Below are 20,274 nucleotides of genomic sequence, written 5' to 3'. Positions count from 1 at the left end.
TATGTCGTTTGGATCTGTTCGGGCTCAGGCCGTGTGCGGGGGGGCACGGGCCTGGGCCGCCAGAAGGGCGACACGCGGCGTGAGAGAGACGGGAGAAAGGGGCGCTGCCTGTTGCAGCACGAGGAGGGGTGTTTCGGCGTTGGGCGGCGTGGGCGCGAGAATCGCCAGCGTGAGGTGACAGGCGGGACAGTCGGGCGCCATGACGGCGGTGCCGTCGGCGTCCAGAAGCGGCAGACCGGCGGCATCCAGCAGCAGTTGCGGCGTCCCGATGCCGCAATAGCCCCCCGCCGCCGCCATCCGCGTTTCCGCGACAACAGACGTCAGGCCGCTCAGCACAAGGCTGAGGGCGAGCAGCATATGGAGGAGCGCGCGGCGGATCATGCCAAAGTGTGTAGCGCGCGCGGCGGGGCGGGGGAAGGTGGCCAAGCGTCAAAAACGCAATCGCCCCGCGCGGGATGTCCCGGCGGGGCGATGTGTCAGGCGTGGAAAGAAGATCAGGCTTGGGCCGCTTGGGCTTTCGCGATCTCTTTCTTGATCTTGAGGGCCTTTTCGCTCAGCTCTTCGTCCTTGGCTTTCGCCATGAACGCGTCAAGGCCGCCGCGGTGGTCGACCGTGCGCAGGGCTGCGTTGGAGATGCGCAGCTTGAAGCGGCGATCAAGCGTGTCCGAGCCGAGCGTCACATCGCTCAGGTTCGGGAGGAACCGACGGCGGGTGCGGTTCTTGGCGTGGCTTACGTTGTTGCCCGTCATCGGGCCTTTGCCGGTCAGTTCGCAGACGCGCGACATGGGGTGTCCTTCTCATATCTCATGCAGGGCCGGGGCGGATGCCGTGGGCTCTGAAACCAATAGGGCGCGGAGAAGCCCCCTGCGCCCGGAAAATCTGAAATGGGGAGTACGAAGGCAGGGGCCGGGTGTCAAGGCGTGAATCGGCGGGTTTGGGGGATTCACGCGGCGCCGTTTTGCCCGTAGCGTGGCGGCGATGAAAGAGACCGATCTATATCCGCCCGTGAAGGCCCATCTGGAGGCGCAGGGCTTCGAGGTGAAGGGCGAGATCGGCCCCGCCGATGTCGTGGGCGTGCGGCCCGGATCAAAGGGCGACGACATTGTGGTGGTGGAGTTGAAGCGGGGGTTCTCGTTGACGCTGTTCCACCAAGGCATCGCCCGGCTGGCCGTGAGCGATTGCGTCTACGTGGCGGTGGCCAAGGGCCGGGGGCGGCCGTGGCTGAAGTCGCTGCGCGAAAACGTGCGCATGGCGCGGCGGTTGGGCCTTGGGGTGATCGGCGTGGATGTGGGGGCGGGCGCGGTGAAGGTCTATTGCGAGCCGGGGCCTTACGTGCCGCGCAAGGTGGCGCGCAAGAAACGCGCGATATTGGGCGAGTTCGAGAAGCGCGAGGGCGACCCGAACCTGGGCGGGCTGCAAGGGCCAAGGGTGACGGCATACCGGCAGGAAGCGGTGCTTTGCGCCGAGTTCCTGGCCCTGGCCGGAGAGGCGCGGGGCGCGGAGGTGGCGAAATCCACCGGCGTAGCGCGCGCGACCCTGATCATGCGCAACAACCACTATGGCTGGTTCGAGAAGGTGTCCAAGGGTGTCTACACGCTGACCGACACGGGCCGCGCGGCGCTATCTGACTGAAAGGCGCGCGTGCCGCGCACGCCATGTTTCATTGGCGCCCGTGGCTGATGGCAGCGCGCCGGTTGCGGGGGATGGCCAAGGGATTGCCAGGGGATGGCCTGTCTGCAACAGGTGAAACTCCCCTATATCGTGTGGGGGTGAATTGGGCCTACACAAGGCATGCGAGCCTGCCTATAGTGCCTGTGGATAAGCGGGCAAAAGCCCCAAGGATCGAGGCAGGCGTGGCGAGAGTTCTCCAAGCGCGCTAGGGACAGGAGGCTGCGCCATGCGTTGCCCATTTTGCGGAAATGTTGACACCCAGGTGAAGGACTCGCGTCCGGCCGAAGACCATGTGGCGATCCGGCGACGGCGGTTTTGCCCGGCCTGTGCGGGGCGCTTCACGACCTATGAGCGCGTGCAACTGCGTGATCTGGTGGTGATCAAGTCGAGCGGCAAGCGCGAAGATTTCGACCGGACGAAGCTGGAACGCTCGATCCGGATGGCGTTGCAGAAGCGCCCGATCGACCCGGATCGGGTGGATCAGATGATCTCGGGCATGGTGCGACGGCTGGAAAGCCTTGGCGAGACGGATGTGCAGTCCAAGGTCATCGGCGAGATCGTGATGGAGCGTCTAGCGGCGATCGATACCGTCGCCTACGTGCGCTTCGCGAGCGTGTACAAGAACTTCCAGGCGACGGGCGATTTCGAAGACTTCCTGTCGGAGCTACGCCCCCCTGCGCCGACTTCTGAAAGCTGATCATGCCGGATCTTCCCGCGCCCCATGACGCGCGCTGGATGGCTCTGGCGCTGTCTTTGGGCGCGCGCGGATTGGGCCGCGTGTGGCCGAACCCGGCGGTGGGCTGCGTGCTGGTGCGCGGGGCCCGCGTTGTCGGGCGCGGCTGGACCGCGCCGGGGGGGCGACCCCATGCGGAAGTTGTGGCCTTGCGCCAAGCCGGCGCCTTGGCCCACGGGGCCTGCGCCTACGTGTCCCTGGAGCCGTGCAATCACACCGGACAGACCGGACCCTGCGCGCAGGCGTTGATCGACGCGGGCGTGGCGCGGGTTGTCGTGGCCTGCACGGACCCGGACCCGCGCGTCGCGGGCGGCGGGATTGACCGCATGCGCGCGGCGGGGATCGAGGTGGTGACGGGCGTGCGGGCGGCAGAGGCCGAGCGCGCCCATGCGGGATTCTTCAGCCGGGTACGGTCTGGGCGACCGATGGTGACCCTGAAGATGGCGACGTCGTTGGATGGCCGTATCGCGACGGCCAGCGGAGAAAGCCAGTGGATCACCGGGCCCGAGGCGCGGCGGCGCGTCCACAGCATGCGCGCGCGCCACGACGCTGTGATGATCGGCGCGGGCACCGCGCGGGCCGATGACCCGGCCTTGACGGTGCGCGGGTTTGGCGAGGTGCCGCAGCCGGTGCGCGTGGTGGTGTCGCGGCGGTTGGGCGTGCCGGTGGCCTCGGGTCTGGGGCGCACGGCGCAACAGGTTCCCGTGTGGTTGATCCATGGACCCGACGCGCCGGAGACAGCGCGCGTGGCCTGGCGAGACGCAGGTGCGCGGTTGATCGAAGGGACCTTGGAGGACGGCGGGCAACTGGACGTTGCGGCGGCGTTGCAGGCCCTTGGTGCGGCCGGCCTGACACGGGTGTTTTGCGAGGGCGGCGGCGCGCTGGCGGCCTCGCTTCTGGCGGCGGATCTGGTGGATGATCTGGCGGTCTTCTCGGGCGGGCTGGTGATCGGCGCCGAGGGTACGCCCTCGGTCGGGGCGATGGGGGTTGCGGGTTTGACCGAGGCGCCCCGGTTCGCGTTGGAGCGGGTTGAGGGTATCGGCCCGGACGCGCTTGGTCTTTGGACGCGTCGCCGGGATTAGTCCGTTACTAGACGTATTTCTGTGGATAAAGCTGTAAGTAGCGGCATTTCAGATGCGCTTTGTGCAAGTCAACGCCGCCAGAGCCAACTTTGCCCGGCAAGCCAGCCTTGCAGTTTCGCCAAGACACGCAGACCCGGTTTGCGGGGAGTGCCCTCGCCGGAGGCAAGGCGTGCGACGGCGATTTCGACGGGGCAGGGCAGCCCCGTGACCGGATCGATGTAGCGCGGGTAGGTGATGAGGGCCGCATGGACGAGGGCGGCGAGGGACGGCTGGGCGCGGCGGCGCGCGGGCACGGTCCCGTGGTCCGTCGTCAGGCTCCAACCGGCATAGAAGGGCGCGCCCAGGGTGGTCACGGGGATGCCCCGGATCAACGCCTCGAACCCCATGGCAGAGGTCATCGTCACGACGTGATCTGCGACAGCCAAAAGCTGTTCCGCGCCGGTTTGATCGGCGATGTGATCGGCCAGGGCGCGGGCGTCATCGGGCAGCGCGCCGATGCGCAATCCGGCCTCTACATCGGGGTGGGGTTTGTAGATCAGGTAGGCGTCGGGGTGCAGGCGGCGCGCCTTTGCCAAAAGCGCGGCGTTGGTGTTGATCGCGCCCGCCCCAAGACGGATGGAGGCGTCGTCTTCGACCTGTCCGGGCACCAGCACGATGGTGCGATCTGGGGGCAGATCGGGCAGGGTGCCGCCGCTGAGGTTATACTTTGTCAGGCCCGCGCGGCGCAGGGTTGCGATCAGCTTTTCGGCCCGCTCGAGACGGGCGAGGGGCAAGTCGGCGGCCTGGGCGATCAGGCGTTCCAATCGGCTTTCGCGGGTGGGATCGTAGTAGATGCCAAGGTCGTCCAGGACGAGCGACAGGGGGGGCACCAAATTGGCACCGAGGCCGCGCGACCGAAGAAATCCGTCCTCCATCCGCAACAGCTTGCCTGAGGCTGCCGCGATCTCGGGCGTCTCGCGACCGGCCCAGACGATCGTGGGACGGCCCGCCACGGGGGCGTCGGCGAAATCCAAACGCCCATGCTGGCCGAAGCCCGCCTGGAGGTGTCCCTTTTTCCAGCTGCGCATGCCGACGGCGACGTATCCGGCGCGGTCCTCTCGCCAACTGCGGGCCTGTGCTTCCAGCGCGCCGAGGACGTCTTCAACCGTGCCCAACGTATCGCGGTAGGGGTCGTACCAAACCGGATAGAGCAGCAGCGCACCCACCACGAGTTGTGCGCGGGTCAGCACCCGTCGGCGGCGGGCGGGGGTGGGCCTGCGGTCATCGGTCAGGCCCCACCCGGCATAGAAGGGCACGCCGAAGGTCACGGGCCTGTGGCCTGCAAGAATAGCCTCGAACCCGGCCTGTGAGGTGACGCAATAGACGGCGCGCGCGCCCTCGAACATCCGCCAGAGGCTGATGGGGCGATCATCGAGCGACACGTTGGGGGGCAGGGTTTCGGGGTCGAAATGGCCGGGGCGATGGCCTTGCTGGGTTTCGGGATGGGTCTTGATGACGATATGGGCGTCGGGGTGATCCTCACGCGCCCAGGCCAGCGCCTCGGCGAAGCTGTCGGGGGTGGCTTGACCCAGCGCAATGGAGGCATCGCCCTTGGTTTGATCGATCAGAAGCACGTAGCCGGGGGCGGGCGGTTCCAGCGCCGGGTCATTGGCGGAATACTTCGACAAATGCCCCTCGGCCATGCGGGCCATGACATCGCGGGCGCGGTTCAGCAGCGCAGTGTCGTCGAAGGGATGTGTCGCGAGGATATGTTCAAGGTCGGACGGACGGGTCGCGTCGAAGTAGATGCCGCGCCGGTCAATCACGAGGCCCAGGGGCGGCTCGCCCGTGCGACCGGGTTGGAGAGAACGCAGGAAGGCATCCTCCACCCGCACGAGGTGGGCGCCGGTGGCCTCTGCCACGGCCTCGCCGCGCAGGGCATAGGGCGAGTGGCCCCAGACGATGACATCGTCGGTCGCATCGGGTTTGCCCAATTTCAGGTCATGGTCCGCGAGGGTCAGGATGCGGCGCACGCGAGCGTTCGTCAGAAAGCCCGCGTTGAAGTGGTAGGCGCGGCGTCGGGGCGTGACCCCGGAAGGTCCCGCCCCGTTATCGCCAGAGGGCGCCAAGGATCAGTTGCCGTTGACCGCGTCGGTGACGCCCGTGACGCTGGTCAGGGTGCCGGTCAGCGCCGAGATCGCAGTGTTGAACTGCGTGATCGGCGCGGAGGTGACGTAGACGGTATCGCCGTCACGGATCACGAAATCACGGGCCTCGAACATGCCGGTGGGTGCGGTAAGGTCGAGCACGTAGATCATCCGCTGGGCACCGATCAGGTCATTGCGGGCAAGGACCAGGTTGGCCAGTTCTTCCGGCTCGTTGCGGAGCACGAAGACGCCGGTGGGATCGGCAAGCGACGGGTTCAGGCCGCCGACGGAGGCGATGGCATCGATCGCCGAGATCACCTGGCTGTCGAAATCCACCACGGTCTGGGCACCGGTGGCCCCCAGCGCCGTAAAGCGACGGGTGTCGCCTTCGACGATGATCCGGTCATCGGCGCGCAGGGAGATATCGACGGAGGGGTCGCGGAAGATGTCTTCGTACCAAACGGTGCCGGTCTGGCCGCCGCGCACCAGGGTCACGCGGGTAATCTCGGCATCGTTGGTGGTGCCGCCCGCCGCCGACAGCATGCCGGAAAGGGTGCGTGTCGGACGCTCGATCGGGAAAATCCCCTGGCCGTTCACATCACCGGATATCACGACCGTCGCGCCGTCCCCGGCTTCACGGGAAACGATGACCTGCGGATCGGGGGTCTGTTCGTCGAGGTTACGGGTGATCAACTCACGCAGTTGGTCGGGCGTATTGCCCGCCGCGCGGATGCGGCCCGCGTAGGGGATGAAGATGAAGCCCGAGGTGTCCACTTGCAGCGTGGTCAGCTGCGCGGCATTGGCACCTTCGCCCGCCAGAAGGCCATCGGTCACGTTTTCGAAGATGGTCAGGGTCAGCGTATCGCCGGGGCGGATCAGATCGGTGTTGGACACGCCTGCGTTCAGCAACGCGGGCGGGAAACCCAGGGTCGGGACCAGCGAGGTCGCGGCGGTCACGCGTTGGTTGACCTCGACCACGAAAGCGTCGCCTTCGTTCTGGACGGATCCTGCGAAGATCTGGTTGCGGGTGGGACCTGCGGACGGAAGCACACGGGTGAGCACGTCACATGCGGTAATAGACACCACACAGGTGCACAGCGCGGCGATGCGCGCGAAACGGGGAACCCTCGATGTCACGGGGATGGCTCCTTTAGCCTGAACTGCCTCAGATACTTTATTCTCGTTTTGAGGCAGATTAGCCAATAAGCCTCGACCGGGGAAGCCCTTTGCAAGGATTACCTTATTTCACCAGTGAAAGGTGTTGCCTTGGTGCCGGTCTGCCCGCGTCGAGCGCATCATAGGCATCTTCCGGGGACAGCATCATGTCGACCACCTGGCGCAGAAGTTGGCGGCGGCCCCGGGCGGAATAATAGCTGCCCGAGATTTGCGAGGTTTCCAGCAGATAATGGCGATAATCGCGGTAGGCGCGGCTGTCAGGGCGGGTGGGGTTCTGGAAGAAGGCGGGCAGGGGCTGATCCGAGACGAACTCGGGCTTGAGGTAGACGGCTTGGCCGAAGGCCTTGAGCGGAAGTCCGCGCCAGAGCGCCTGCTGCGCGGCGGTGGAATTCACGGTGACGGCAGAACGCGCATCATTCAGCAGGCGCGCCAGCTTGCCGCCGCGCACGTAATGCACGCGGTCCGAGACGCCGTGCTGGGCGGCAAGGCGGCGGATATCGGCCCGGATCGGGGTGCGCCCATCCTCCAGCGGGTGGGCCTTGAAGACGAGGTGATGGTGCGCGGGCGCGCCATCGGCAAAGCCTGCGATCAAGACCTCAAGAAACTCGGCCATTGACTCAAAAGGCCCATGGTCGCGGAAGCTGGCGTCATGGGCCAATTGCAGAAGGGCCAGATGATACGGAAAGCCGCCGGTCTTGATGCGGTAGGTAGCCTGCACCCGGTCGAGCCAGAGAAACGGCATGAGGGCGAGGCGGCGCAGGTAGAGGCGGAATTCCTGCGATACGGTCAGGGTCCGGTGGGGTTTGAACGAGGCGTAGCGTCCGTTCCGGGTCATCACGAACCAATGATAAAGGGCGCCGTAGAAGACATGCTGGCGCATGTCGCCCCATTTGGCCGGCGCATCGGGCAGGTCGAGATCAAGGCCCTTGAGGGCGTTGCGCATCCGCGCGACCGGAGTGTCCATCAGGCGCGAGTGGCCGTTGGCGCCGCCGCGTTCGTACGTCACCCAATAGGGGCGCAGGTAGCCTTCTTCGAACACATGGACGGTGATGCCACGGGCCTTGGCGTGTTCAATGGCCTGGGCATGGATCGGGCGCGTGTCGCCGTAAAGCACCAGATCGGTAATGCCTTTTGCGTCCAGCAGGTGGGCCACGTGGTCAGGCCAGTCCGCGCTGGGATCGGTGAAGGGAAGGTAGGTGGATTTGTTGGGCCAGAAGGCCTGGTCCCCCCGGTTGAAGCCGACCCGCCAGACCGATGCGCCTGCATGCGCCATCATGTCAGCCAGGCGCGCGAAGAAGGGCCCATGGGGGCCTTGCAGGAACAGGAATGCGCGATGGGCGTGGCTGGGCGCCATGGGGGCAGGATCCTTCGGTCTGGCCTTTGTCTATCCGGGTTTTGTTAACAAGAGCAAAAGGGAACGGCAGGGTCTGGGCTGAATTGTGGCATCTGCGTGGCTGGAGCAACGCTGGACCTTGGCGTCCAGAGCACGATATCAGGGGGCAAGCAGCGGAGCCAACGGGGGAGCTTGCAGATGTTCACAGGAATTATCACCGATCTGGGCGAGGTTCGCGCGTTGGAGCATCGCGGCGATCTGCGCGCGCGCATTGGCACGGGCTACGACATGGGCACGGTGGATCTGGGGGCCTCGATCGCCTGCGATGGCGTGTGTCTGACCGTCGTGGCCATGGGCGACGATTGGTTCGATGTCGATATCTCGGCCGAGTCCGTTTCGAAGACCAATATCGGCACCTGGGAGGTCGGCAGCCGTCTGAACCTTGAGAGGGCCTTGAAGGTGGGGGACGAGTTGGGCGGTCACATCGTCTCGGGGCATGTGGACGGGGTCGCCGAGATTGTGGAGATGCACGACGAAGGCGATAGTACCCGGTTCACGTTCCATGCACCGGGTGATTTGGGGCGGTTCGTGGCGCCCAAGGGCTCGGTCGCGCTGAACGGCACGTCCTTGACGGTGAACGAGGTCGACGGGGCCCGGTTTGGTGTGAATATCATTCCGCACACCAAGGAGGTGACGACCTGGGGGGCGGCCAAGGTCGGTGACCGGGTGAATTTCGAGATCGACACCTTGGCGCGCTACGTGGCGCGGCTGGCGGATTGGCAGGGGTAGGACGGGCAGAGGCGCGTCGCCCACCCACCCACCCCGACGCGCCTCTGCCCGGGTGCGCCTTCTTGGGGAAGACGGCGCATGGGGTGGGTGCGGGATTGAGTTTTTTCGGCAAGATGAAAGGGAGGGTCGCGCGTGAAGCCCCTGGTGGTGCGTTCGATTGAGGATGGGTCCGGGCAGCGCTGCGTCGATCTGCGGCGCGAGGGCGATGGGCTGTTTTCATGGGCAGAGTGCAGGCGCGACCCGGAAGACGCCCATGGGTGGCGGTTTTTGGGGGTTGGCGCGGGTGGGTTTGCAGGGGAAGCTGAGGCCCATGCGGATGCAGTACGCTGCGTGGATTGGATGGAGAACGCGCGATGACGGGAATGGGGCACAACAAGGGACCCAGCATGGAGGCCGGCGCGGGCTTTCGCCGGGTGGCGTGGTCCAAGGCGCGGGCGGCGTTGCTGCCGAGCCTGCCGCTGGAGGTCGTGCGGCTGCGCGTGAAACGGGCCGAGCGGTTGGGGCTGCCCTACAGGACCTACGCCACGGTGCACGCGGTGACCGGGCGCGATATCGTGGGGTTTCTGTTCTCGGACAATGCGTTGGAGATGCGGCGCGGGGGCGAGATGTCTGTCGCGGCTCGCCAGCGTTTGATCAAGTTGGACGGGGCGGTGGCGCGGTTGGCGGCAGTCCATGCCCCCCGCGATCCCGCCAGCGTGGTGGCGGCGGGCGTGTTGGACGGCGCGGGGCGGGCGCCGGGTTTGGCCACGCCGTGGCGTGCCGCACGCGAAAGTTTGCAGGCCTTGGCGCGCGACGCCGCCGTGCCGCTTGACGGGCTGGTGGTGGTGGCTGCCACCGCGCTGGAGGGCGAGTGGAGTGCCACGGGCGGCCTTGGCGGCACGATCCCCCGCGAAGTCATGTTCCCGGGCTAAGCGCCGCATGCCCTAGTCAATGGGGGCGTGTTGGATTATCTGCCGTGCAACCGTGCAGCGCGAGAGGGATGCCCGTCCATGACCCAAGCCTTTGAAGAACCCGGCCCCGTCGAGCGGGATTGGTCTGATGCCATCTCTTCCGTGGAAGAGATTCTTGAAGACGCGCGCAATGGGCGCATGTTCATTCTGGTCGATCACGAGGACCGCGAGAATGAGGGGGACCTTGTCATCCCCGCGCAGATGGCCACGCCCGAAGCGGTGAACTTCATGGCCACCTACGGGCGCGGGTTGATTTGCCTGTCCTTGCCCGGCGAGCGCATCGATGCCCTGGGCCTGAGCCTGATGAGCACCAACAATTCGTCGCGCCACGAGACGGCCTTCACGATTTCCATCGAGGCACGTGAAGGCGTCAGCACCGGGATCAGCGCCCATGACCGTGCCCGCACGGTGGCTGTGGCGATCGATGCAGGCAAAGGGGCGCAGGACATCGCGACGCCGGGGCATGTTTTCCCGTTGCGGGCAAAGGATGGCGGCGTGCTGGTTCGTGCAGGCCATACGGAGGCGGCGGTTGATATCTCGCGCCTGGCGGGGCTCAACCCCTCGGGTGTCATTTGCGAGATCATGAACGACGACGGCTCCATGGCGCGGTTGCCGGACCTTGTGGCTTTCGCTCAACGCCACAACCTGAAAATCGGCACGATCAGTGATCTGATCGCCTACCGTCGTCGTCACGACAACCTTGTGCGGGTGCGGCAGGAAGAGGTCATCACCTCGGAGTTCGGTGGGGAGTGGACGATGCGGATCTACACCGATCAGACCCAGGGTGCCGAACATATCGTGCTGATCAAGGGCGATATCTCCGGCGATGATCCGGTGCTGGTGCGGATGCATGCGATGGATCCGCTTCTCGACATTGTCGGCACCGGACCCAAGGGGCGGGCGGCGGAATTCGCCGATGCCATGAAGCTGATTGCCGACGAGGGGCGCGGAGTGCTGGTGTTGCTGCGCGATCTGACGATGAAGCTGGCGGTGGATGATGAGGTCAGCCCCCAGACGCTGCGCCAATACGGGCTGGGCGCGCAGATCCTGTCGTCGCTGGAGATCAGCGATATGATCCTGTTGACGAATTCGCCCAGGCCCAAGGTCGTTGGGCTGGATGCCTATGGGCTCTCCATCGTGGGAACGCGCAAGATATCGGAGCTTGGATAATGGCTGGACATTCTGACCACGATTTGGGGCTGCCGTCCTTCGACAAGCCGGTGAAAGTCGCCATCGTGATCGCGCCGTATTACACGAGCATTTCCGAGGCGCAGTTGGCTGCGGCCCGTGACGTTCTGGACCGCGCCGGCGTGGCCCACGAGACGATCGAAGTGCCAGGGTCGCTGGAGGTGCCGACGGCCATCGGCATCGCCCACCGCATGAGCAATTTCGACGGTTTCGTCGCCTTGGGCTGCGTGATCCGGGGGGCGACCTCGCACTACGATATCGTAATCAACGAATCCTCGCGCGCGCTGACGATGTTGGGCTTGCAGGGGGTTTGTATCGGCAACGGCATCATCACCGTGGAAAACCGCGAGCAGGCCGAAGAACGCGCTGATGGCGCGCGCCTGAACACGGCGGGCGGTGCCGCAGAGGCCGCGCTGCACCTGATCGCGTTGACGCGCAAGTATGGCGCGCCTAAGGGGAACCTCGGGTTCAAACCCAGGGGCACCCTTGAGATTGCGGACGGATCAGGCACGGCATGAGCGACAAGAAACCAAAGGGCCCGTCACGGGACGAAAAGCGGCAGATGCGGTCTGCCGCGCGGCTTTATGCCGTGCAGGCGCTGTTCCAGATGGAGCATTCCAACCAGTCCTATGATCAGGTCCGGGTGGAGTTCGAGGATTACCGGTTCGGTGAGACCTACGAAGGCGACGAAATGGCAGAAGGCGACCCGACCCTGTTTCGCAAGACCCTGGAAGACGCCGTGGGTCATCAGGCCAGGATCGACCAGATGACGGACCGGGCACTGGTGGCGAAGTGGCCGATCGATCGCATCGACCCGACCCTGCGCGCCGTTTTTCGGGCGGCGGGGGCCGAGTTGGTTGCGGGCAACGCGCCGCCCAAGGTGGTGATCACGGAATTCGTCGACGTGGCGCGCGCGTTCTTCCCCGAGGGTAAAGAGGCCAAATTCGTCAACGCCGTGCTTGACCACATGGCGCGTGAGGCCAAACCCGAAGCGTTTTGAGCCGGGGGGCCCCGCGCGGAAGGGCGGCGGCGGTTTCGGCACGGGACGCGCGTCGCTGGCCGGGGCAGTGACCGGGGTGGGCGTTGGATTTGCAAATTGGTAGAACAAAGAGGGGCGGGTCAGCCCTCTGACTCTGGGTCCGCGTCAAACACCATGCGGTACGCCTCCAATTCCTCGGGCAAGAGCACATAGATCGCCTCGGGCGGGGTAGTCAGGGCGTGTTGCATGAGGCGGACGTCGATGCCCATGGCGTCGAGGTGGGCCATGACCTCACCCTGTCCGAACTGGATGTCTTCGATGGCGAGAAACGCAGGCAGGGCGGTGTTTTCACCAAAGTAGTGCTGATGCACGCCGACCATGGCACCGTCGGGGACGGTGCGCGTGGTGCCGCCTGCAAGAACGTAGGGGCAGGCCGACAGGCAGATGTCGCCGGGCTCCATCACGGTCGCGATCCCGGCGTCGCGGATGGTCTGGCCGATCGCCAGCGCGTCGTGGACGGAGCCGCCGGGGGAATGCAGGCGGATCGCCTCGAACGTCGCATCCGTTTGCATCCATTCGGCAAAGCGTGTGCTGTCGCCGGGGGCGATCTGGCCGGTCATAAGGGCGATGCCCCCCTCTACCGAGAAGCGCAGGCGGGAGGGCATATCGCCGGGGTCGGGGATCGGCGTTTGCCGGTCGGGATCTGTGCGCTGGCGGGTTGGCAGATCACCGGGGCGGTAACGGCGCACCTGATCGCCGGGGGCGACGGGCGCGTCGAGGTGCGGCGCGGACGTTCCCGCCAGCAGGCGGGGCAGCGCCGAGATCAGGTCCGACCCGGCCAGCACCACCGCCATGGCGATCTGGAACGCAAGGATCGCGGTGATCGCGCGTTTGACCGTGAAGCCGTTTGCCGCCGTTCCGGGGCCCGTTTCAGTCGCTGTTTCAGTCATTGGAGCGCGCGGGCTGTGGCGGCAGGGGGCTGACATTCTCGGGCGTCGCAGCGGCGGGTGGGTGCGCCGGTCGCCCTGCCTCCTCCACATGCAGTTGATCGGCGCGGTCCAGCGCCTCCATCTCGCGCATGGCATGCAGCGCCGAGCGCAGTTCGGCCAGCGTCAGCGTGTCTTCGGCAGGCAAGTCGCCGCGTCCGGCACGGATCGCGCCCTGGGTGACCATCAGGATCAGAACCAGGACGGCGGGCAGTAGGTCGATCGCGATCGCCCCGGCCCAGGAGGGCACGAAGTTGCCCGCGTAAAGGATGACGGCATCGGCGGATGAGATCGGCGTGTAGGTGACCTGCGCGGTGGCGGGGCGGGCCAGGACCTGTTCGGCCGCATCTTCCAGCGAGGTGGCGCGCAGGGCCAGCACCTGAAGGACGGAGGTGATGGTAGAGGCCTGCGCCTGTTGCCCGCCTGCGCCGCTGGCATCCAGTTCCGGTAACACTACGGAGGCCGAAAGATCCTCGGCCGCGCGGTCCACGAGGGGCGCGACGGAGAGCTGCCGTAGGGACGACACAAGGCCCGCCAGACGCACAGCGTCTTCGGAGAAGGCAACGGAACGCGCCTCGACCGCGCCGGGCTCCACGATCAGGGCGCGCATGCGCGACAGGATCACGTTGCCTTCCTCGAACGCGGCTTCGATCAGGGGCGTTTGTGCCTGGATCTGAACCTCCAGCGCGGCCAGTTCCTCGGCCTTCTGGCGCAAGACCCGGAAGACGGCCCCGCGCCCGGCAAGGCCCGACAGGTTGCCGTCGGCCTCCTGTTCGGACAAGTCTTCGAACGATTGGCGCACGCGGGCCACGTCCCGCTCGAGCGCTTGTGCGCTGACGGCGGTGTCATGGGCTTGCTCCAGCGCTTCCTGATATTCCTGCACGGTCTGCGCCAGGTGCTGCTCGACCGCGGCAGATCCCGCCAACGCGGCGGCGTTCAGCCAGGACGACATGGCGATAATCGCCAGCGATCCCAACGCCATGGCGCCCATCAGCTTCAGCTTCGCGGCCACCGTGCGCATCGCTGGCATCAGGCGCATCAGGTAGGACCAGAACACGAAAATGCCCACCGACACGGCGATGGAATAGGCCGACGCCGCGAAGAATGACAGCGCCCCGGTGTCGTCCAGCAGCGAGGACACGCCAAGGTAGGTGTAGATCCCCGACGCCGTGGCCAATACCGCCAGCGCGGTGCCGGAAAAGCTTTCGAGCCACGTCAGATGCCCCTGCAATTCACGGGCATGGGCCAGGCCATGGGGGTTGGTGTTTCGGGGGATCGGGTCGGACATGGCAAAGGGCTCCGCTAACGCTTTGGGATGACATATAGACCTGCGGGCGCTGCTTCGTAAGGGACGGGCCATCGGATGGGTTGGCGAGCGGGCCTTGTGCGCGTCGATTTCCGCCCCATGTACGCTCAACCGGGGCTGCGGGGCCGCACTGATTTTCCGCGCTGGAGGGGTGTTTGGTTTGGACTATTTGCTGGTTGTCTTGGGCCTGGCCCTGCTTGTGGCCGGGGGCGAGGTTCTGGTGCGTGGCGCCCTGGGCCTGTCGGTGCGGTTTCGGATGTCGCCCGCCGTCATCGGCGCGGTGGTCATGGGTTTTGGCACCTCGACGCCGGAACTTGCCGCCTCACTCAGTGCGGCACTGGCGGGGGCGCCCGGCCTGGCGCTGGGCAATGTCATCGGGTCGAACGTCGCCAATGTGGCGCTGATCCTGGCGGCCAGCGCGGTGATCGTCCCCCTCGTGGCGCGGATCGGCTGGGCAGAGGCCATTGCCGTGGCCGCCGCGACCTTGGGGATGATTGCCGTGATCATTTTGGGCGGGATCGGCCCGGTACTGGGGGCGATGTTCCTGGGTATCCTGGCCATTTTCCTTTGGGTCAGCGTGCGCGGGGGCGAGGTCGCCCTGTCCGAGCAAGAGACCGAGGCCGCCCCAGGCCGCCTGGGCCAAAGCCTGATCTTCGTGACCGTGGGCCTTGTGCTGTTGATCGGCGGTGCCCAGGCCCTGGTGAGCGGCACGGTAGACATCGCCGAGGCCTTTGGGGTGCCGCCCTCGGTCATCAGGCTGACGGTGGTGGCCATCGGCACATCGCTGCCCGAACTGGCCGCCAGCCTTTCGGCGGCGGTGCGCGGGCAGGGCGGCTTAGCATTGGGCAATATCGTCGGTTCCAACAGCTTCAACGTGTTGGGAATATTGGGGATCACCGCGCTGGTGCATCCGATCGCCGTGCCGCCGTCGCTGGACATGGCCGAGGTCTGGGCGCTGGCCATTACCGGGGCGGCCCTGCTGGTACTGGGTCTTTGGGGACGGGTTCCGCGCGCGGCGGGGGCCTTGGGGCTGGCGGGATACGCAGGCTACATGTGGCTGGTGATCGCCTGAACGGGGGCTTTCGTGGCCAAGGGCTGGACGACGCCCACGGCTCTGCTACCATTTGCCTGTCGCACACAATGGAGCTGCCCCATGCCCGACTACATCAAGATGATCTTGCGCCATGCCATTTACGGCGGCGTCATTGCTGTCGCTTTCGTGGGGGCGTTGTTGTGGTTCAACGTGGCGAACCTGTGGCACCTTGTGACCCATTCGTCTGATGGCGTTCTGGCGCTGATCGTGATGACCGCGCTGTGCTGGATCACCTTCGGGTCGGTCCAGGTCGGTATTCGGATCATGATGATGGCTGACAATGACGACAAGGGCGGCGGCAAGCGCGCGCCCGAGCCCGTGGTGGACCCGATGGCGATGCCGATCCCCGTGCGCGCCGACCCCGTACGCGCCGATGAGGCGCGCGGCAGGTAGCGTGACTTAGGTATAGTGGCGGGGGTATAGTGGCGGGGACCACCGCTTCCGTAGAGGCGTATATTCCCGAGGACCTGTATGTACAGGTGGGCGCCAGATAGCATGACCACGGTCAAGCCAGAGCCAGCTCCCTCGGATTTGCTTAAGGCCACTGGAATGTTGCCACAGGTACGAGAAGGGTAGATCCGCCGATTCCCCACATAGGGGGCGGATGGGGCCACGGCAAGGGCGGGCTGCCTGTGTCGCCGTGAAAACATCTTGCGGTTTGTTCACCTATTGTTCATGTTTGTCCGATGCAGGATGTAGTGAAAGACGTGACTTTGATGCCCGGCCAACTGCTGGCCCGGGGCGTGTGCCGGCACCTGCGGTCCCATGATTTCGTTACCTTGGAGGAATTCACGCCCGAGCGCGGCAAACGGCTGGACGTGATGGCGATGGGCCCAAAGGGTGAATTATGGGTGATCGAATGCAAATCATCGCGGGTGGATTTCACCTCGGATGCCAAGTGGGAGGGGTATCTGGAATGGGGCGATCGCTATTTCTGGGCGGTGGATGACGCCTTCCCGACCGAGCTTTTGCCCGATGACACCGGGTTGATCATCGCTGATTCCTATGATGCCGAGATCCTGCGGATGGGGCCAGAGACGAAGTTGGCAGGCGCTCGGCGCAAGGCCATGACCCAAAGGTTTGCCCGCGCCGCCGCGATGCGCCTGCACATGTATCGCGATCCGGGGCTGGAACTGCCGCCATAGCCGCGCGTTGACCCCGCCTTGGCCTTAGCCCCCGCTTCCTGTCGGGATCGCGGCAAGGTACGCCGTCAGGGTCAGGCCGTTGGCAAGGACAAGTCCCAGCCACCACGCGCGCATCCATCGCAACCTGCGCCAGACGCTGCCGATCAACCATATCGGCACCGCGAGGCAGGTCGAGACCAAGCCATAGCCCATCGCGGTGCCAACCTGGCCTTGCCAATAGATGTCGTAATCCCCGACGTCCGGCAGCCCTCTGGTGGCCCAAAGGACGGCACCGGACATCGCAGAGCTCAAGATCAGGCCAATACAAAACTGGCCCGCGATTTCCATCAGTTTCAGGACAGCGCGCCGGGGCGCAAACGGCGGGCGACCCTCGGTCATGTCGAACGCGGGGCTTTATTTCTTGGTGGCTTTGCGCGCGGCGGCGGCGGCGGCCCGCAGTTCTTCCGCGATATCCTCGGCCTCTTCCGGATCGAAATCCATCGGCAGATCAATCTTGTCGCCCGTGATATAGATCCGAACCATGCCAAGGTTCGTCGGCCCGATCTGAAGATCGGCAGACATGTCGTTTTCGCTATTGATCCCCATGGGAGCCTCCGGGTCGTTGTGTGTCTTGGGGTACCGCAGGGGGGATGGTGGGCGCAAGGGACCCGAAAGGTGCGCGTTCTGCGCGGATAGGGCCACGGATCGGGCTTGCAATCTTTCGGGGGCGGCGCTATCCCGCGACCGTGTAAAGGATGCCGGCGTAGCTCAGTAGGTTAGAGCGCCTGATTGTGGATCAGGAGGTCCCCCGTTCGAGCCGGGGCGCTGGTACCAATATTTCTCTCTGTATAATTGTCCTACCGCCCTTCGGGCTACTTGAGGACGGGATGTTTGTCCTAACGCCCTTCGGGCTGCTTGAGGGTTGGGCCGCCCCCCTCATTGGCGGAAGCCCGCTTCGCAGGTGTCACTCGTTCAGGTCCAGTTGTTGCACCAATTCCTGCGTGTCGCTGGCGAAGACGCGGATGATGCCATCGTCGCCGATGATGACCGTGTAGCCGTCCACCACGCTATAGCCGACCGTATTCACCCCTGCGGGAATGGAAAAGACCTCGGGGTGGACCAGGACCGGCCCGCGAATATCGTTCAGCCGGATGACAAGCAGCAAGATGACCGTTAAGACGCCCAGGATCATCACCGCCGTCAGTACCGTCACCAGCACGCGCAGGAAGCGCAAATTGGGGGGCAGGGGGCCGTCACCTTCGGGAATTTCATCCGCCATGTCCGGCCTCACGCGTATCGTTTCAGTTGTCATTGGCCCCGACCCGGGTCCGCGCCTTGATAAGGCACTGGCCCGTGCTGTGCCAGAGGGCGAAGCGATCAGCCGGACGCGGCTGGCGAAGCTGATCCCGGCAGGGGCCGTGACGGTGAATGGCGTGGTCTTTACCGACCCCAAAGCGCGGGTGTCCGAAGGGGACGCGGTCACGATCACCGTGGAGGAAGCGGCCGACGTCGAGACCGTGGCAGAGGATATTCCCCTCGATATCATTCATGAGGACGATGACCTGATCGTCATCAACAAGCCCGCCGGCATGGTGGTGCATCCGGCCCCCGGCTCGCCTTCCGGCACGCTGGTGAACGCCCTTTTGTATCATTTCGGCGGCAAACTGTCCGGGATCGGGGGCGAGAAACGGCCCGGTATCGTGCACCGCATCGACAAGGATACCTCGGGGCTATTGGTGGTGGCGAAGTCCGACCGGGCGCATCATGGGTTGGCGGCGCAATTCGCAGACCACTCGATGGAGCGGGAATACCGGGCGCTGTGCCACGGTACGCCGGACGGCGCGGATCCGCGTCTGCGCGGGATCAAGGGGGTCAGTTTCGAGGGCTCGACCGTCAAGATCACCACGCAGCTTGCGCGCCACAAGACCGATCGCCAACGTCAGGCGGTGCTGTTCACCGGCGGGCGTCATGCTGTCACGCGGGTCCGGGTGTTGGAGGCGCATGGGCCGGTCTCGCTGGTGTCATGCCGCTTGGAGACGGGGCGGACCCACCAGATTCGGGTGCATTTGGCCCACGCGGGCCACGCGCTGATCGGGGATCAGACCTATGGCGGGCGCCGTCGCGTCAGCGCCAAGGTGCCGGGCGCGGAGGCCTTGAACACTTTCCCTCGCCAAGCGCTGCATGCGGCCACGCTGGGCTTCGAGCATCCCGTCACGAAAGAGCACCTCAGCTTTGAGGCGCCGTTGCCCGAGGATTTCCGCACGCTGCTTGCCCTTCTGGGACAGCGCCCTTCCTAGTCGAAAACAAGCGCGTAACCGGGTATCACATGTGCGCAAATGCACGTGATCGTGCGCTGATTTGTATTGCTGTTCGTATTCGCAAGGTGCATAACCCCAATCCGAAAAGTGAATACGGGATCTTGAAGTTAAGTTAATCGTATTTACATGATCTTCATACCGGAATGCGCGTCAACGCGCCCGGCCCGCAAATACGGGACCAACGCAATAGGGGGACCAGACATGGCCAATTATGCAAATCTTCCCGCCCCGACACCTGAGGGCGGACTGAACCGTTACCTTCAGGAAATCCGCAAGTTCCCGATGCTGGAGCCAGAGCAGGAATACATGCTCGCCAAGCGCTGGGTCGAGGATGAGGATACCGATGCCGCCCACCAGATGGTGACCTCGCACCTGCGCCTCGCGGCCAAGATCGCCATGGGCTATCGCGGCTATGGCTTGCCCCAGGCCGAGGTGATTTCCGAGGCCAACGTGGGCCTGATGCAGGCCGTGAAGAAATTCGACCCCGAAAAGGGCTTCCGCCTTGCCACCTATGCGATGTGGTGGATCCGCGCCGCGATCCAGGAATATGTCCTGCGCTCGTGGTCGATGGTGAAACTTGGCACGACGTCGGCGCAGAAGAAGTTGTTCTTCAACCTGCGCAAGGCCAAAGCCCGCATCGGCGCGTTGGAAGAGGGCGACCTGCGTCCCGAAAACGTGGCCCGTATCGCGACCGATCTTGGCGTGACCGAGACGGAAGTGATCTCCATGAACCGTCGGATGTCCGGCGGCGACGCGTCGCTGAATGCGACGGTCGGCTCGGACGATGAAGGCTCGGCCCAGTGGCAGGATTGGCTGGAGGATGAGGACGCGGATCAGGCCACGGATTATGCCGAGCGCGATGAGTATCAAAGCCGCATGGCCCTGATGACCGAGGCGATGGACGTTCTGAACGAGCGCGAAAAGGACATCCTGACCCAGCGCCGCTTGCAGGAGAAGCCCGTGACGCTGGAGGATCTGTCGGGCGTCTACGACGTCAGCCGAGAGCGTATCCGCCAGATCGAGGTGCGCGCCTTCGAGAAGCTGCAAAAGCGCATGCGCGAGATGGCGCGCCAGCAAGGCATGCTGACCTCTGCGTGATGTGACCCCGGTGCCGCCACCCAAGACGGCACCGCAGTTGGAAGGCCCATACGGTTCACCCCGTGTGGGCCTTTTGCGTTCAAGAGCGGTGGTTGGGTAGGGAAACCTTGCCTTTCGGGCGGGCAGGGCAGGGCGCATATTGGGCTCAAGACAAGACACCCCTCATCAACGGACACTGCCGCCATGCTTCGCCGCTTCTTCACCCTCAAACCCGCAGCCCCCCATCCGTGCGCCCCGGCGGACGTCTTCGCAGCGCTTGGCAACCTGCCGCAGTTCAGCCTTGCACGTGCAGCGCAAGACCTGCCGCGGGAAGGGGCCTGAG

The 20,274-nt window shown here is 65.3% G+C and carries 25 protein-coding genes and 1 tRNA gene; 16 read left to right on the top strand and 10 right to left on the bottom strand.

What is annotated here, in order from left to right:
- Positions 1-24: 24 nt before the first annotated feature.
- Both KUL25_RS10685 and rpmB read right to left on the bottom strand, forming a co-directional pair.
- Positions 25-381: a hypothetical protein gene (locus KUL25_RS10685; RefSeq protein ID WP_257892922.1), complete on the bottom strand. Its 357-nt coding sequence runs from the start codon at positions 379-381 to the stop codon at positions 25-27.
- Between the two features lie 113 nt (positions 382-494).
- Positions 495-785, bottom strand: a complete 291-nt coding sequence (rpmB, locus tag KUL25_RS10680; RefSeq protein WP_068363811.1) for a 50S ribosomal protein L28 — start codon at positions 783-785, stop codon at positions 495-497.
- 193 nt (positions 786-978) lie between these two features.
- On the opposite strand from rpmB, the gene KUL25_RS10675 reads away from it, so the two are divergent.
- From KUL25_RS10675 to ribD, 3 genes are all read left to right on the top strand, one after another.
- Complete coding sequence (locus KUL25_RS10675) at positions 979-1,632, top strand: DUF2161 domain-containing phosphodiesterase (protein ID WP_257892921.1); 654 nt, start codon at positions 979-981, stop codon at positions 1,630-1,632.
- Positions 1,633-1,897: 265 nt separating this feature from the next.
- Entirely contained in the window at positions 1,898-2,368 is a 471-nt protein-coding gene (nrdR, locus tag KUL25_RS10670; RefSeq protein WP_068363817.1) for a transcriptional regulator NrdR, read from the top strand.
- 2 nt (positions 2,369-2,370) lie between these two features.
- Positions 2,371-3,486, top strand: a complete 1,116-nt coding sequence (gene ribD / locus KUL25_RS10665) for a bifunctional diaminohydroxyphosphoribosylaminopyrimidine deaminase/5-amino-6-(5-phosphoribosylamino)uracil reductase RibD (protein WP_257892920.1) — start codon at positions 2,371-2,373, stop codon at positions 3,484-3,486.
- Between the two features lie 68 nt (positions 3,487-3,554).
- Here ribD and KUL25_RS10660 read toward each other — a convergent pair whose 3' ends face one another.
- The 3 genes from KUL25_RS10660 to KUL25_RS10650 form a co-directional block, all read right to left on the bottom strand.
- Positions 3,555-5,594 carry a capsular polysaccharide biosynthesis protein gene (locus KUL25_RS10660; RefSeq protein WP_257892919.1) on the bottom strand — a complete coding sequence of 680 codons (2,040 nt, stop codon included), beginning with the start codon at positions 5,592-5,594 and terminating at the stop codon, positions 3,555-3,557.
- Positions 5,595-5,597: 3 nt separating this feature from the next.
- Complete coding sequence (locus tag KUL25_RS10655; protein ID WP_427854420.1) at positions 5,598-6,749, bottom strand: polysaccharide biosynthesis/export family protein; 1,152 nt, start codon at positions 6,747-6,749, stop codon at positions 5,598-5,600.
- Between the two features lie 103 nt (positions 6,750-6,852).
- The gene (locus KUL25_RS10650; RefSeq protein ID WP_068363827.1) at positions 6,853-8,142 is read right to left on the bottom strand and encodes a capsule biosynthesis protein; all 1,290 of its coding nucleotides are present in this window, start codon (positions 8,140-8,142) and stop codon (positions 6,853-6,855) included.
- 177 nt (positions 8,143-8,319) lie between these two features.
- Between KUL25_RS10650 and KUL25_RS10645 the strand changes: the two genes are divergently transcribed.
- From KUL25_RS10645 to nusB, 6 genes are all read left to right on the top strand, one after another.
- Entirely contained in the window at positions 8,320-8,910 is a 591-nt protein-coding gene (locus KUL25_RS10645) for a riboflavin synthase (RefSeq protein WP_257892918.1), read from the top strand.
- A 132-nt stretch (positions 8,911-9,042) separates the two neighbouring features.
- The gene (locus KUL25_RS10640) at positions 9,043-9,267 is read left to right on the top strand and encodes a hypothetical protein (protein WP_257892917.1); all 225 of its coding nucleotides are present in this window, start codon (positions 9,043-9,045) and stop codon (positions 9,265-9,267) included.
- Complete coding sequence (locus KUL25_RS10635) at positions 9,264-9,821, top strand: hypothetical protein (RefSeq protein WP_257892916.1); 558 nt, start codon at positions 9,264-9,266, stop codon at positions 9,819-9,821. Before KUL25_RS10640 ends, KUL25_RS10635 begins: the two co-directional genes overlap by 4 nt.
- A 78-nt stretch (positions 9,822-9,899) precedes the next feature.
- Positions 9,900-11,030, top strand: coding sequence for a 3,4-dihydroxy-2-butanone-4-phosphate synthase (ribB, locus tag KUL25_RS10630; protein ID WP_257892915.1), 1,131 nt, complete (start codon positions 9,900-9,902; stop codon positions 11,028-11,030).
- Complete coding sequence (locus KUL25_RS10625) at positions 11,030-11,566, top strand: 6,7-dimethyl-8-ribityllumazine synthase (protein WP_257892914.1); 537 nt, start codon at positions 11,030-11,032, stop codon at positions 11,564-11,566. Before ribB ends, KUL25_RS10625 begins: the two co-directional genes overlap by 1 nt.
- Positions 11,563-12,048, top strand: coding sequence for a transcription antitermination factor NusB (nusB, locus tag KUL25_RS10620; RefSeq protein WP_068362671.1), 486 nt, complete (start codon positions 11,563-11,565; stop codon positions 12,046-12,048). The genes KUL25_RS10625 and nusB overlap by 4 nt, the downstream gene beginning before the upstream one ends.
- A gap of 119 nt (positions 12,049-12,167) precedes the next feature.
- Here the strand turns inward: nusB and KUL25_RS10615 are convergent, their stop codons facing one another.
- Complete coding sequence (locus KUL25_RS10615; RefSeq protein ID WP_257892913.1) at positions 12,168-12,977, bottom strand: COG3904 family protein; 810 nt, start codon at positions 12,975-12,977, stop codon at positions 12,168-12,170.
- Positions 12,970-14,301 (bottom strand): hypothetical protein, encoded by a 1,332-nt coding sequence (locus KUL25_RS10610; RefSeq protein ID WP_257892912.1) that lies wholly within the window; start codon positions 14,299-14,301, stop codon positions 12,970-12,972. Before KUL25_RS10610 ends, KUL25_RS10615 begins: the two co-directional genes overlap by 8 nt.
- A 169-nt stretch (positions 14,302-14,470) precedes the next feature.
- On the opposite strand from KUL25_RS10610, the gene KUL25_RS10605 reads away from it, so the two are divergent.
- The 3 genes from KUL25_RS10605 (at position 14,471) to KUL25_RS10595 (ending at position 16,557) form a co-directional block, all read left to right on the top strand.
- Positions 14,471-15,391 (top strand): sodium:calcium antiporter, encoded by a 921-nt coding sequence (locus KUL25_RS10605; RefSeq protein WP_427854419.1) that lies wholly within the window; start codon positions 14,471-14,473, stop codon positions 15,389-15,391.
- A gap of 81 nt (positions 15,392-15,472) precedes the next feature.
- A complete protein-coding gene (locus KUL25_RS10600) occupies positions 15,473-15,805 on the top strand; it encodes a hypothetical protein (RefSeq protein WP_257892910.1) in 333 nt (110 codons plus the stop codon).
- A gap of 293 nt (positions 15,806-16,098) precedes the next feature.
- Positions 16,099-16,557 carry an MmcB family DNA repair protein gene (locus tag KUL25_RS10595; RefSeq protein ID WP_257892909.1) on the top strand — a complete coding sequence of 153 codons (459 nt, stop codon included), beginning with the start codon at positions 16,099-16,101 and terminating at the stop codon, positions 16,555-16,557.
- Between the two features lie 24 nt (positions 16,558-16,581).
- On the opposite strand, the gene KUL25_RS10590 is transcribed toward KUL25_RS10595, so the two are convergent.
- On the bottom strand, positions 16,582-16,935 hold the full coding sequence (locus KUL25_RS10590) for a solute carrier organic anion transporter (RefSeq protein ID WP_257892908.1): 354 nt from the start codon (positions 16,933-16,935) through the stop codon (positions 16,582-16,584).
- 15 nt (positions 16,936-16,950) lie between these two features.
- Complete coding sequence (locus KUL25_RS10585; RefSeq protein ID WP_068362646.1) at positions 16,951-17,142, bottom strand: DUF6324 family protein; 192 nt, start codon at positions 17,140-17,142, stop codon at positions 16,951-16,953.
- 151 nt (positions 17,143-17,293) lie between these two features.
- On the opposite strand from KUL25_RS10585, the gene KUL25_RS10580 reads away from it, so the two are divergent.
- A tRNA-His gene (locus tag KUL25_RS10580) sits at positions 17,294-17,370 on the top strand.
- A 130-nt stretch (positions 17,371-17,500) separates the two neighbouring features.
- Here the strand turns inward: KUL25_RS10580 and KUL25_RS10575 are convergent.
- Positions 17,501-17,815: a DUF6476 family protein gene (locus KUL25_RS10575; protein WP_257892907.1), complete on the bottom strand. Its 315-nt coding sequence runs from the start codon at positions 17,813-17,815 to the stop codon at positions 17,501-17,503.
- Here KUL25_RS10575 and KUL25_RS10570 point away from each other — a divergent pair.
- From KUL25_RS10570 to KUL25_RS10560, 3 genes are all read left to right on the top strand, one after another.
- Positions 17,814-18,833: an RluA family pseudouridine synthase gene (locus KUL25_RS10570; protein WP_257892906.1), complete on the top strand. Its 1,020-nt coding sequence runs from the start codon at positions 17,814-17,816 to the stop codon at positions 18,831-18,833. The genes KUL25_RS10575 and KUL25_RS10570 overlap by 2 nt on opposite strands.
- A gap of 222 nt (positions 18,834-19,055) precedes the next feature.
- Positions 19,056-19,952, top strand: a complete 897-nt coding sequence (rpoH, locus tag KUL25_RS10565; RefSeq protein ID WP_068362701.1) for an RNA polymerase sigma factor RpoH — start codon at positions 19,056-19,058, stop codon at positions 19,950-19,952.
- Between the two features lie 183 nt (positions 19,953-20,135).
- Positions 20,136-20,273: a hypothetical protein gene (locus KUL25_RS10560; protein WP_257892905.1), complete on the top strand. Its 138-nt coding sequence runs from the start codon at positions 20,136-20,138 to the stop codon at positions 20,271-20,273.
- The last annotated feature ends 1 nt before the right edge of the window (position 20,274 follow it).

The organism is Gymnodinialimonas phycosphaerae (assembly GCF_019195455.1).
Taxonomy (GTDB): domain Bacteria; phylum Pseudomonadota; class Alphaproteobacteria; order Rhodobacterales; family Rhodobacteraceae; genus Gymnodinialimonas; species Gymnodinialimonas phycosphaerae.
Note: the sequence above shows the minus strand (reverse complement) of the source record. Positions and strands in the feature narration are given on the sequence as shown.

Coding starts and splice junctions, on each gene's coding strand:
- KUL25_RS10685 (WP_257892922.1), bottom strand. CDS start 381: ATGATCCGCCGCGCGCTCCTCCATATGCTGCTCGCCCTCAGCCTTGTG.
- rpmB (WP_068363811.1), bottom strand. CDS start 785: ATGTCGCGCGTCTGCGAACTGACCGGCAAAGGCCCGATGACGGGCAAC.
- KUL25_RS10675 (WP_257892921.1), top strand. CDS start 979: ATGAAAGAGACCGATCTATATCCGCCCGTGAAGGCCCATCTGGAGGCG.
- nrdR (WP_068363817.1), top strand. CDS start 1,898: ATGCGTTGCCCATTTTGCGGAAATGTTGACACCCAGGTGAAGGACTCG.
- ribD (WP_257892920.1), top strand. CDS start 2,371: ATGCCGGATCTTCCCGCGCCCCATGACGCGCGCTGGATGGCTCTGGCG.
- KUL25_RS10650 (WP_068363827.1), bottom strand. CDS start 8,142: ATGGCGCCCAGCCACGCCCATCGCGCATTCCTGTTCCTGCAAGGCCCC.
- KUL25_RS10645 (WP_257892918.1), top strand. CDS start 8,320: ATGTTCACAGGAATTATCACCGATCTGGGCGAGGTTCGCGCGTTGGAG.
- KUL25_RS10635 (WP_257892916.1), top strand. CDS start 9,264: ATGACGGGAATGGGGCACAACAAGGGACCCAGCATGGAGGCCGGCGCG.
- ribB (WP_257892915.1), top strand. CDS start 9,900: ATGACCCAAGCCTTTGAAGAACCCGGCCCCGTCGAGCGGGATTGGTCT.
- KUL25_RS10625 (WP_257892914.1), top strand. CDS start 11,030: ATGGCTGGACATTCTGACCACGATTTGGGGCTGCCGTCCTTCGACAAG.
- nusB (WP_068362671.1), top strand. CDS start 11,563: ATGAGCGACAAGAAACCAAAGGGCCCGTCACGGGACGAAAAGCGGCAG.
- KUL25_RS10615 (WP_257892913.1), bottom strand. CDS start 12,977: ATGACTGAAACAGCGACTGAAACGGGCCCCGGAACGGCGGCAAACGGC.
- KUL25_RS10610 (WP_257892912.1), bottom strand. CDS start 14,301: ATGTCCGACCCGATCCCCCGAAACACCAACCCCCATGGCCTGGCCCAT.
- KUL25_RS10600 (WP_257892910.1), top strand. CDS start 15,473: ATGCCCGACTACATCAAGATGATCTTGCGCCATGCCATTTACGGCGGC.
- KUL25_RS10595 (WP_257892909.1), top strand. CDS start 16,099: ATGCAGGATGTAGTGAAAGACGTGACTTTGATGCCCGGCCAACTGCTG.
- KUL25_RS10590 (WP_257892908.1), bottom strand. CDS start 16,935: ATGACCGAGGGTCGCCCGCCGTTTGCGCCCCGGCGCGCTGTCCTGAAA.
- KUL25_RS10585 (WP_068362646.1), bottom strand. CDS start 17,142: ATGGGGATCAATAGCGAAAACGACATGTCTGCCGATCTTCAGATCGGG.
- KUL25_RS10570 (WP_257892906.1), top strand. CDS start 17,814: ATGTCCGGCCTCACGCGTATCGTTTCAGTTGTCATTGGCCCCGACCCG.
- KUL25_RS10575 (WP_257892907.1), bottom strand. CDS start 17,815: ATGGCGGATGAAATTCCCGAAGGTGACGGCCCCCTGCCCCCCAATTTG.
- rpoH (WP_068362701.1), top strand. CDS start 19,056: ATGGCCAATTATGCAAATCTTCCCGCCCCGACACCTGAGGGCGGACTG.
- KUL25_RS10560 (WP_257892905.1), top strand. CDS start 20,136: ATGCTTCGCCGCTTCTTCACCCTCAAACCCGCAGCCCCCCATCCGTGC.